This is a genomic window from Caballeronia eucalypticola (assembly GCF_047608185.1).
Taxonomy (GTDB): Bacteria; Pseudomonadota; Gammaproteobacteria; order Burkholderiales; family Burkholderiaceae; genus Caballeronia.
Genome location: NZ_JBLKRU010000097.1, coordinates 1 through 11600 on the forward strand (window position 1 = coordinate 1; position 11600 = coordinate 11600).

An 11600-nucleotide genomic window follows, 5' to 3' on the forward strand; every position below is an offset into this window, starting at 1 on the left:
GCAAACAGGAGCTCTCGCAGTTGTACGCCAGGCGTTGGAACGTGGAACTGGATCTACGTAACATCAAGACGACGATGGGTATGGACGTACTGCATTGCCAGACTGCCCACATGAACGAGAAGGAGATCTGGGTCCATCTGCTGGCCTATAACGTGATTCGGTTGTTGATGGCTCAGGCCGCGAGCCACTATGCCACCGATCCGAGAACACTGAGTTTCAAACACACCGTGCAGTTATGGACTGAATGGCTGGCCCGAGGTCTGGCAGCAACCCACGACCAGAGTCTGCTGTTCAACCTGATCGCGCAGTCTTGCGTTGGGAATCGTCCCGGTCGCATCGAACCACGAATGCGCAAACGAAGACCGAAGTCTTACCCATGGCTGAAAGAGCCTCGTCACATCGCACGCGAGCGCGTCCGACAATATGGGCACGCGCCACGGGCTTAAGTAAGTGCCATTCTACTTAGAACCAGAACTGCATCTTGCCGAATCCAGGATGCAGATCATCAGGAGCGATTCGGCTTGGACTTTCGGAGTCGCGTCGAGGTTCGTCGTGCTGTCCGATGTTGGTCAGAGCGTCGGATCGCTTCGGACTATCTGGCGTACATCGATCTCGTTTGAATTAAGTCGGACGCGTCGTAAGAAGCAGAGCGCTATTTTGATAAGAGCACGTTGTCCTGCATACCGGGCAAAGGTGGTGTATCGCCTGAACCATGCTCAGACTCGGGCAACAAGTTTTCCGGGCGGGCCGCGGCCACCGTGGGCCATTTTTCTTGTGCGGGTTCGCCGGCATCGACGGCATCGGGCGCTTTCGCTCGCCGAGCCGACGTCAGCGCATGGGCGAACCAGATGCACGGAGCTTCAACTGCGCTGAAGCTCACCCACGAAATGCCGACCGCTAACACTGCTGAGGGAATCATATAGACGGCGAGCGGGGCGCCTTTCCAACCTTCCCGGCTGCACAACCAGAAGATCACGTAGAGCGGTATGCCGTGCAGCAGGTACATCGAATAGCTGATTTTGCCGAGCCATGCAAAAAGTCGCAGATGGATTTTCCAGACGGACGCCAGTGTGCCGAAGATCGCCAATCCGGCCAGGTAGCTAAACGACTGGATGATGTGCTCAACATCATGCTGTTTGACCGCGACTGCGCCAATCAATAGTGAAACGAGGACTACGGTTCCAGTTACGCTCAAGAATGCCCTTTTGTAGGACCAGTCCGCGCGCAGCGCCCGCACCCCTGGCAATCCGAGCACCACCCGTTCATTCGGGTGGTCGGATGCTTTGCGGTAGCAAGCACCCCAGAACATGATTGATAGATGAAAGAGCATGCCTTTGTACTGACCCAAGGCATTGGCGGGAATGACGTGAAGTGCGGAAGTGACGACGAAGGCGGCACTTAATGCAACGCAAACGATGCACAGGACGCGCATCTGCTGAATTCCGCCTAACCAGAATAATCCGAGGCACAGAACATAAAATACGAGTTCGGTTTCCAGCGTCCAGTAGTGACCCATCATTTCAGGGTGGCCTAGCGCGTCCGGAATCATGCTTGCGTTGGCTAGCCATCCTGCAACGTCCATATGCTTATTGAACAGCATCCAGTAGGCGAAGAAGCCAAGCGGGATTGATAACCAGTAGGTCGGATAGAGGCGGAGAAACCTTCGAATGATGAATTGGCGCGTGCCTGCGCCAATGGGGCCGTTCAAGCTGTTGGGTATGAGCAATCCGCTCAGCGCGAAAAACACGACAACGCCGATACGGCCGAAATTGCCGTAGTACTGTGTCGTGTTTAACCATTGTTCGGAACCTGCAATCGGACCGAACTTGTCGGCGTAATGAGCCCACATGACAAGCAGAACCGCCACGGCCCGAATTGCATCGACATGGGACAGTCGATGCGGCACAACTCCGGCTGTCGTCTTCAATGAAGTTCCCCTTTAGATAAGAGAACGTTATCCAGATCGAATAATGTTGTGCTCAGTTGAATCACGCCCGCCGCTGGCGCTTCGCCACGAGCTTCGCAAGACGACGCGCAGCGAGGCGCCACTCATACGCACTCGTGGTGTCGAACTCGCGCATTTTCCGATACAGGTAGGGCAGATAGAAACCGCGGGAGCGCGACTGATCCACACGCATGCCGCGCGACAACTCCCGGTCGCTGTGCCACGGGAACGTCCGCACGGTCTTCGCCGCGCGTCGCGGCAGGCCGAACACCATGGCGTACGCGTAACGTGGCGCGTCTGAATGGTTAGGGCCTGCGTGATGCAACGTCCGCCCGGCGTGAATTGTGCAACCGCCAAGATCGAGCGGACAGACAACCGCACTGGCGGGATCGAAGCCGTCGAAACATTCAAGGCCGTGAGTGCTCGGGTCGCCCCCGATCGGCTGGTGCGGCAACACGGGTCCTAGGTGTGAGCCTTGAATGAACTGCAGGCAGCCGTTCTTTAGCGACACATTTTGCAACGGAAACCAAAAGTTGATCTCGCGGTATTCAATGCTTGGATCGGTGAACGCTTCGTCTTGATGCCACGGCGTCACCGCATCGGCATGAGGCGGCTTGTAGAAGAAACTGTCGCTGACGAAGCGTGCCTTGTTGCCGAGCAATTGCACTGCAATTCGATGCGCGGCACGGCGCAGTTCCGTCTCAGCGATACTGCGGTCCAGCATTGACGGATGGTGCAACTGCGCGAGCTTGGGCTCATCGAACTCCGTATGCTCGGGATAGAAGTCGAAAAGCAATCCTTCTCGAAAGCCTGCCTTACTCTGAAGCAAGCGTTGACCCACCCGCCGCAGCGCAGCAAGTTCGTCAAGGTTCGCTACTTGCTCTAGCCGCATAAAACCATCTTGCCAAAAGCGTTCTTTTTGGCTCGGTGACAAAGCAGCGGCGGCGGTTGTGGCGTGATTCAAAATAGGCCTCCGGATCTAGTTGGATTTGCCTTTACTACACCATGTTACAAATCAGCACTCCGTGCGATTCAGCGCATAAAACGTTGTTTTCGAGTGCATCGTGTCGGGTCGAACTCGCGCGGGAGTGACGCGATGGCGACTCCCCCTGCCGCGGCTGTTTCAAAGTGTCCGGGACTGGATCGCGCTATTTATGCTTTCCGCGATTAGTGAATATCAGCGGGAATCGTCATCGGCTTCTCCCTTCCATTCAGCTTCTATATGGGCACCAGCGCATGAAACTTGCATGATTTAAGGTTAAGCGCTCCTGATCGCAATTAACGTTGGGCGCCGCACATCTCCGGCCACAAGGCTTCGCTACCATCCTTACTAGACGTAAGAATCTGTGTAAGAATCTGGGCGATTGCCTTAGGGCGCATTTTTGTCGGGGTTATGGGAAACATTCCTGACGTCGCGCCAAAAACGAACAAGGGCTGTTAGAGACTGCGGCCAAGGGGAAACCATGCAAAAAGCGTTGTTGTCGATTGTCATTCCCGCATACAACGTCGAGCATTTCATCGGCGCATCGCTAACATCGGCGTTGCAACAATCGCGTGCAAAGGAGATTGAGCTCATCGTAGTGGACGACGGATCAACGGATCACACGCTCGAACGTATCCGGGCAGTGCAAGAAACCGAGGCCGGCCGTCATATCAAAGTGATTCATCAGGAAAACCACGGGGTGAGCGCCGCACGCAATGCAGGCATTGCGGTCGCAACATCGCCGTATATCGGTTTTCTCGATGCGGATGATGTCTGGGACGTGCGTTTCTCGGAAATAATTCTGCCGCTGCTGAGCGCCGACTCCGCCGATATCATCGAATTCAATCTCGGGATCGTTAATACGGACGGTAAGCAAATCGACCGCATGGAGCTCGTCGACCCTGCAACGATCGGCAAGCGCGTATGTGATCTTCCTGCACTCATGGAGTTTGCCAAGGTTTGCCAGGCGTTTCCCGTTGCGCGTGTCTACCGCCGCGAACTGTGGAATGGCATCGACTTTCCAGTCGGCCGGGTGTACGAGGACTTCGCTGTCATTCCGTTCATCTATACGCGCGCCCGCACGCTGTATCGCCTCGCCGACGACCTTTATTATTACCGGCGTCGCGCCGGCAGCATCACGCAGCGCGCCACGCTGCATTCGGCGCAGGGCATTGCACTCGTTGCGGAAGAAGCGCTTGAACGTTGCGAAAGCGGCGCCACCGGACCACTTGGCACGTACTGGCTTTCGATCTTCCACAAGGCGTTCCGCTATGCGTGCGTAGAGGCGTCACGCGTACCGTCGAACGCGTTGCGTGAATCGATGGCGATGATCGACGCCATAGCCGCGCGCTACAGCCGCTTCGCGCAAACGCAGGCTGCCGGGACGCTTCCGGCGCTGCAATACCGGTCCCGGATCTTTATCGATCGGCGGATCTTTCAGGCCAAGACACTCGTCAAACGCACGTTCGGCCTTCAGCTCAGGCCGTCCCGCCAAGCACCGCGGATGATCCAGCCCGAGCCCCTGGGTAATCTTCCGACGCGTGCGACCGCCAGCAGCCGTTGAGGGAATTCGTCTTTTCGGGAACCGACCATGCAGATTTATCCAATCCACACGAGTTTCACTGCCGGTGAATCGTTTGAACTTGCAGTGCAACCGAAGCGCCGCTTCGGGGTGGCGATTTATCAGCAGGCCGGCGACGAACTGCTTCTGTTCTGCAGCGGCGTGGCGGTGGAGGGACAGAAGAATGTAAAAGCGTCGCTGGTGGACGGGCATTACATTTTTGAGTCGGCGGGAAGCAACGAAACTGAGCAGTTCGACGATGACTGGAACTGGCCGACCATCCGCATCCGGCCGGATCTGCCCGCTCCCGAGGCGCTTTCAAGCGGCGCATACGTGGCCGTCGCTTATGAAGTTACGGCCGGGGGAAAACCGCGTGACGACACCGGGCGCCGTTGCCTCGGCCGCAAGCCTGTGTCCGGCGCGCCTCCATCAAGCGACAGCATGGCGCTTGTCGTCGTACGTCCGCGAACTCCGTCGGCGCCGATCGCCTATATCGTGCCGGTCGCAACCTACCACGCGTACAACTCCATTGGCGGCGGCTGCTACTACAACGACCCGATCCATCGCCGTCCGGCCGCCCTGGAAGTGAGCTTGCGCCGTCCAGGCGGTGGCTTTGGCGCTCAGCTCGGCGAGCCCGTCGATCCGTACGATTCCGCCTCACCACGCCAGCAGTTCTCGCATTGGGACGCCAAGTTCATTCGTTGGCTGCGGGCGGAAGGTGTTGAATGCGATTTCTATACCGACCTCGATCTTCATGAGGGAAGCGCGCTCGATCTCACGAAATATCGCTGCATGCTGAGCGTCGGCCACCACGAGTACTGGAGCCACGAGATGCGCGAGCACGTGGCGCGCTTCGTCGAGCAGGGCGGCAATCTCGCGGTGTTCAGCGGCAATACGTGCTACCGGCCGGTGAGGTTTTCCCGTGATGCCGCGGGCAACCCTGTCGGCATGCGCAAGCTGGCAGGCGACTGGGATTTGCTGACGGAAAAGCCGAACAACGATCCACGGGCATGCGGAAACGAACGCCACCTGATCGGCCTGAGCTACACCTATGGCGGCGGCCATTACGGCAGGTGGAAACGCTGGCGCGGCGGCTGGATAAACCGCAAGCGCGAGGCAGTCGGTTTTACGGTCACGCAACCTGAACATTGGGTATTCACGGGCACCGGTCTGAAAAAAGGCGAGACCTTCGGGGCCGACGACCGCTTGGTCGGTTACGAAGTCGACGGCCTGCCGCCAGACGAACCGCACACCGGCTTCGAAACACTCGCCAGCACCCGGCAGCTTGTCGGTTGGGAGATGGGCGGTATCGGCGCTTTCGGCATGTTCCGCCCGAAGAATCTGGCGGGCACGCTGAGCGAAGGGGAGGTTTTCAACTGCGGAACGACCGACTGGGCGAGGGTGTTGCTCGACACCCAGGCGAAAAGCAATCTAGTCGTGCAGCGGATTACGCGCAATGTGGTGCGCCGGTTCATCGGTCTTTCTTTCGATGGTGCGTCGCAGCAAAACCGCAGCGGTGCTCCGCGCGAGACCGAAACCCCCGCAATCGGCAATACCGCCGCGATCTGATATCCGCTCGAAAGCGGCGGTACCTCGGTGGCAACGACCCTTTTCGCCCGGGCCGCCGGGTTTTAACGTTGCTCCTTTTCCACAGCCATTCAGTGAGCCGCCCCCTACGCGCGGCGGCGCCCGCCTGCCGTAAATAACTCGCTCGCTAAGGCGTATCACGCCGGAGGCGTTGCTCAACCGGCTGCCGAGCGCGCTGTCGGTGAGGCGAACATGCCCTTTACTTTCCGCTTACATGGCGGAATAACAGGTGCGCGTTAGGCGTAATTATCCTAGCGTGCGTCGCCGTACATTCGCCGATTTCTCACACCTATACGATTCTTCATGCGGCCAAGGTCATCGTTGGCGCGGCCATTAGTGCCGAACGCTGCAGCTTTAACGCAGTGCTGCCGACCGGCCCTGATTACCGCGAGTCGTCTTTTAGTTAGGGCCCGTGCAATACCGGGCGTGTAACGACTTATCAAGTCCGTCATTTCAAAGCATCTAAGACGGTTATGCATCCCCGGGCGATCGTGCGATGGTGAAAAAATGAATGGATCTCCAGTGATAAACAGACTTTGGGCTTTCACGTTCTTTATCGCGGTTGCTAGCGACGTAATGGCAGGAGCGTTTCGTTACTACGCGTCGGTCGTCGGAGCGACGCAGATTTTCTACGCACCAAAGGTTTTGATGCTGATTTGCATCGTGGTGCTTCTCGTGCAACAGCCGCCTAGAATCGGCCACCTCCTGGCCGGCTTATACATCGCTGTACAGGCTTGCGTGTCGCTGGCCAACGGCGTCCAGCTGACGGCTATATTTTTCTGGCTCTGGCTGGTCTCGCCGATGTTGTTCGCCATGTTGGCGCCGCCTGACGCTCTTGCCATATTGAATGGACGTACCGTGCGGATCGCATTTTCCATTCTGGCGGTGGTGTGCATGGTGGGGGTCTATGTGAACTATTTCATGCCCTTGCCGTGGATCGGGACGAAAGCGGATGTTGGGGGAGTTGACATCGGCAACGCTCAACAGAATTACACCGGCTTCGTAAAGCGGTTGCCGGGATTCGGGCGCAGCAGTGCCGCAACTGGACTGCTGATCGGACTGATGATGACGTGGCTGCTGTCTCGAGTCCGCTCGCGGATCATGGTGGTCGTGTTGCTCGTTGCGTCGGCAGTTGCCATTTGGCAAACGACAAACAAGACGACGGTCGTCGCACTGGCACTCGTGGTCGCGCTGTACGGCATTGCACGGGCGCCGACACTGAGAAAGGCTTGCATGTGGGCGGCGGCGTTGATGATCATCATGCCGTTTGCATCCTATATTGTCACCACTGCCGTGAACGATGTCGTGGTCGGATCCGGTGCGCTCTCTTCGTTGCAGGACCGGATCGTGGACACTTGGCCGGGCATCCTGCAAGGCATGCTTCAGGAAAAGCTCATCTGGTTGGGGATCGGTCCTGGCGGGTTCGGTGCTGCTGCCGGTTTTTACAAGGGCGATTTTGGCTTCAACGTTGGCTACGCGGACAACCTGGCTCTCTATGCAGTCGCCAATTTCGGACTGCTCGGAGCGTTTCTTCTCGCGATCTTGCTGACGAAATTCGTGCTGTTGCGTGTATCGGAAGACAAGGGTCTTTTGATCATGCTGTTTTTCCTGTTGATCAGCGGCATCACGACTGACGTTGTCGAATCGCTCGGCTGCCTGTTGTTCCTGGGCGTCACGATCCGTGCTTTGTTGCTCGAGCAAACGACCGAGGTTCTGCCCGCACGCTCACTTAGGCGCGCACGGCAACCGGAAATCAGGCGCAACCGCCGCCCGTTTCCAGCGGATCGGACAGCGCGCGGCGCGTGGAATGCGACCGTCGTAAAAACAAAAACGGAAGCATCGGAATGAAGAATCCCAAAGACGCCCTGTATCGCCGAGCGATCATGGTCTTCATGAGTTGCTTTGCGCTCCAGGCTTTGCCAGCACTCGCGACGCCAACGATCGCCCCGGATGGTGCGCGAGACTCTGCGGAAAGAACGTACACCGCGTTGCCCTTGTTTCCGGCTTCCCGCGCCGACACCGGCGTGGCGATCCATGATCTCAGCGATATGAAATTGCTCGATGCGGTCAAGGATGTCGGATTCTCGTTCGTGCGCACGGACCTTTTTTGGGGATCGGTACAGAACGCCAGCGGCTGGCATTTTTCGACCTATGACACATTGGTTTCCAATCTGGCGGAGCGGGGATTAGGCTCGCTTTTTATCCTGGGCTATGACAATGATTTGTATAGTCCGAGGCAAGCGCCGACAACGCCTTCCCAGCTTGCAGCGTTCCATACCTATGTCTACCAGTCGGCACTTCGCTACAAAAAAGCGGCAGTTCGCTTCGAAGTGTGGAATGAGCAGGATTCCAAACAATTCTGGTTGGCAGATCCGTCGCCCTCGGCTTATCGGACTCTGCTGAAGACCGCCGTGAATGCAGCCAAGAGCGCCAATCCGAAAGCGATCATTGCCACGGGCGGCGTGACAGAGGCCAACCGCAGTTTCATTCGTTCCGTCGGCGACATCAGTGCGACTCAAATGGGACCCGACGCGGTGGGCGTGCATCCTTACCGGCAGCAATACCCTGAGACGGTCTTCAAGGATTACCGCGCACTGGATCAGGATCTGTCGACTTATCACAAGGTGCCGCAACTCTGGGCGACTGAATTGGGGTACCCGACCTATGGCTACGCCTATGTATCGGATATTCAAAACGGGCACTCGCCAGTAGCGCGCGAGCGTCAGGCCAAGTACACCGTACGTCTGTTGCTGGCCAACTGGATTTCGCAGATCGGGCTCACGGCGTATTACGACATGCGCAACGACGGAACCAATCCTCAGGACCGGGAACATAACTTTGGCTTGCTGGACGCGGACAACACCAAGTTGCCGGTCTATAACGCGACGAAGCATTTGTTTTCGTTCACGGCAAACGTCAGCGATGCCAGATATTTCATCAACGATTACGACAAATACATCGTTCTGAAACTGCTCACGGCGACCGCAACCAAGTACGTCATTTGGTGCTACGGCGACGGAAGCACGATTGACCTGGATACGTCTCGTCTGCCTAAAAACGCGATCGTGACCGATATGTACGGCACCCCGCGGGCATCTACGGGTATCCAGGCAGTCCCGGAGGAAATGGGACCGGTCTTTGTTAGTGTTCCTTCATAAATAACGTCATTGTGGTTGAGCGGTAAGCATCGTTGGCGGGCGAGGTTATTTCGATAGCCGGAAGCGTTTTGTTATCCACGGGCTCGGCCTTTATCTTTTATTGCAGGGGTTTGACATGAGTTCATACATCGGGCATTCGTCGTTTAGTACGGCGCCGAAGAAGAGCGACGGGCTGATTGACCTGTGGCGCAGCGTGGTACGCCACAAGCGGCTGTTCATGGCGATCACGGGCACGTTCGTGGTGGTGGGCGGGCTGTACATTTTGCTGGCGACGCCCCAATACCGGGCCGAGGCCATGCTGCGGGTGGAAAGTTCGTCCAAACCTGGCGCCTCGCTCAGCGCGCTGTCGGATGTGTCGGGCACGATGAGCGCGACGGTGTCGGCAAGCGACGAGAGCGCGGTGCTGACATCGCGCAGCATCGTGAGCGATGCGATCGCTCAAACCGGTGCGCAAACGAGCGTGCAAACGGGAAGTCATTTCCCGTTGATTGGCCAGTTCATGGCCTCGCGCCATGTCAACGCTCAAACACTGGTGCCGCCGTTTCTGGGCTTGAGCGGCTACGCGTGGGGCGGCGAGCTGCTCAAGCCGGGCGTCTTCACGGTGCCGGAAGCGTCGCTGGGCGACAAGTTTCGCGTGGTGACGGGCGAAGCCGGGCAATACACGCTGTATGACAAGGACGGCGAGGCGCTGGCACAGGGCCGCGTCGGGCAGCTGGTCTCATTTAGCGTGAGCACACCCGATGGCAGTGCGCCTGGCGAGTTGCGTATCGACACGCTGCGGGCGCGCCCGGGCGTGGAGTTCACGCTGCGCAGCCAGTCCGCGCAGACGGTCTATGAGCGCGTGAGCAAGGCGCTGAAGGCGTCGGTGGCGAGCCAGGGTTCGTCGATCCGTGACCCCTCGATCATGAGCCTGAGCTATCAGGCCGATTCGCCCCTGGCCGCGCAAATGCTGGTCAACACCATCGTGAGGACGTATTTGAAGCGTGACGAACAGTCGCGTGCCGAGCAGGCGCAGCTGAGCCTGAACTTCCTGCGTGGGCGCCTGCCCGGGCTGAAGGCGGATCTGGAGAGCGCGGAGAACCGCCTCAACGATTACCGCACGAAGACGAGCATGGTCGACATGGGCCAGCAAGGCACGGCGCTGATCACGCGCTTGAGCACGTTGGCCGATACCCAGACGCGCTTGCAGCTCCAGCTGGACGAGCAGAAGCAGAAGTTCCGCCCGGATAGCCCGACGTATCAAGCGGCCGCTTCGCAGCTCGATCAGGTGAACCGGCAGATCCAGGAGCTGAGCGACACGGCGACGAAGCTGCCGAGCATTCAACGCGAATATGTCCGGCTTGCGCGCGATGTGGCCGTGAGCACGCAGTTGTACACGAGCGTGCTGACCAATGCGCAGCAACTGGAAGTGGCAGCGGCGAGCACGGCGCCCGGCGTGGGCGTGGTTGACTGGGCGATTACGCCGGAGAAGCAGGCGTGGCCGCGCAATGCGATCGTGTTGCTGGGTTCGATTCTTGGCGGGTTGTTCGTGAGCGCGGCGACGGTGCACCTGATCTCGCTGAAGCGCAAGGAACTTCGGACACCGGAAGAAATTGATTACATCTCGCATGTGCCGCGTCTGGCCGTGGTTGCGCAATCGTCGGCGCAACTGCAGCACAGCAGCGCCGCACGCCGTCGCCTGGGTACGCCGGCCAAGCTGTTGGCGGCCAATAGCCCGACGGATCCGGGGATCGAAGCATTGCGCTCATTGCGCAGCAGCATGAAGGCGTTGCTCGAGACGGGTGACTTGTCGGCGGGCAAGGTGATCCTCTTCACGGGGCCGACGCAGGGCGTGGGCAAGAGCTTCGTGTCATCGAACTTTGCTTATCTGTTGGCGGAGACGCACGCTTCGGTGGTGCTCATCGATGCGGACATGCGCCAGGGCCGTCTGCGGCATCTGTTGAAAGAGCGCAGCGGCGCAGGGCTGGCCGAAGTGCTGGAGGGCACGGCTCGGGTGGAAGAGGCGATCGTGAAGCTTGATCAGAGCAACCTCTCGGTGCTGAACGCGGGGCTGAGTGTGCCGGCGAACCCGTCGGAGCTTCTGGGACGGCCTGCGTTCCAGGAGATGCTGGCCAAGCTTCGCGAGACGTACGATTACGTGGTGATTGATTCGCCACCCGTTCTGCCGGTGAGCGATGCGTTGTCGATCGCTTCGCAAGACTGTGACCTGGTGCTGCTGGTGTCGCGTGCCGATCACACGGGTGCACGGCAGTTGGAAGAGACGATTCGGCGGCTGGAGAATGTTGGGGCGAGGGTGGGGGGCCATATCTTCAACGGTTTCTTGCCGGGACGGTACGGCGAGCGCGACGAGTACGGTCTTTACCTTGC

General features: G+C 58.6%; 8 protein-coding genes. 6 read left to right on the top strand and 2 right to left on the bottom strand.

The features are described 5' to 3' along the window. A partial coding sequence (locus tag ACMX25_RS40335) for a transposase (RefSeq protein WP_414953766.1) occupies positions 1–446 on the top strand: 446 nt, incomplete at its 5' end. A 206-nt stretch (positions 447–652) separates the two neighbouring features. Here ACMX25_RS40335 and ACMX25_RS40340 read toward each other — a convergent pair. Continuing rightward, entirely contained in the window at positions 653–1927 is a 1275-nt protein-coding gene (locus tag ACMX25_RS40340) for an acyltransferase family protein (protein ID WP_414955392.1), read from the bottom strand. A 61-nt stretch (positions 1928–1988) separates the two neighbouring features. After that, positions 1989–2837, bottom strand: a complete 849-nt coding sequence (locus ACMX25_RS40345; RefSeq protein WP_414955393.1) for a phytanoyl-CoA dioxygenase family protein — start codon at positions 2835–2837, stop codon at positions 1989–1991. A 571-nt stretch (positions 2838–3408) separates the two neighbouring features. Here ACMX25_RS40345 and ACMX25_RS40350 point away from each other — a divergent pair. The 5 genes from ACMX25_RS40350 to ACMX25_RS40370 form a co-directional block, all read left to right on the top strand. Next, positions 3409–4491: a glycosyltransferase family 2 protein gene (locus ACMX25_RS40350; RefSeq protein WP_414955394.1), complete on the top strand. Its 1083-nt coding sequence runs from the start codon at positions 3409–3411 to the stop codon at positions 4489–4491. 27 nt (positions 4492–4518) lie between these two features. Next, complete coding sequence (locus ACMX25_RS40355; RefSeq protein ID WP_414955395.1) at positions 4519–6057, top strand: N,N-dimethylformamidase beta subunit family domain-containing protein; 1539 nt, start codon at positions 4519–4521, stop codon at positions 6055–6057. Positions 6058–6597: 540 nt separating this feature from the next. Further along, positions 6598–7923, top strand: a complete 1326-nt coding sequence (locus ACMX25_RS40360; RefSeq protein WP_414955396.1) for a hypothetical protein — start codon at positions 6598–6600, stop codon at positions 7921–7923. After that, on the top strand, positions 7920–9233 hold the full coding sequence (locus tag ACMX25_RS40365) for a glycosyl hydrolase family 5 (protein WP_414955397.1): 1314 nt from the start codon (positions 7920–7922) through the stop codon (positions 9231–9233). Before ACMX25_RS40360 ends, ACMX25_RS40365 begins: the two co-directional genes overlap by 4 nt. Positions 9234–9348: 115 nt before the next feature. Then, positions 9349–11600: polysaccharide biosynthesis tyrosine autokinase (locus tag ACMX25_RS40370; protein ID WP_414955346.1), on the top strand; the 2252-nt coding region annotated here is incomplete at its 3' end.

Excerpts from the sequence above, each read along its gene's own strand:
- ACMX25_RS40350 (WP_414955394.1), top strand. The coding sequence starts at position 3,409 with ATGCAAAAAGCGTTGTTGTCGATTGTCATTCCCGCATACAACGTCGAG.
- ACMX25_RS40365 (WP_414955397.1), top strand. The coding sequence starts at position 7,920 with ATGAAGAATCCCAAAGACGCCCTGTATCGCCGAGCGATCATGGTCTTC.
- ACMX25_RS40345 (WP_414955393.1), bottom strand. The coding sequence starts at position 2,837 with ATGCGGCTAGAGCAAGTAGCGAACCTTGACGAACTTGCTGCGCTGCGG.
- ACMX25_RS40355 (WP_414955395.1), top strand. The coding sequence starts at position 4,519 with ATGCAGATTTATCCAATCCACACGAGTTTCACTGCCGGTGAATCGTTT.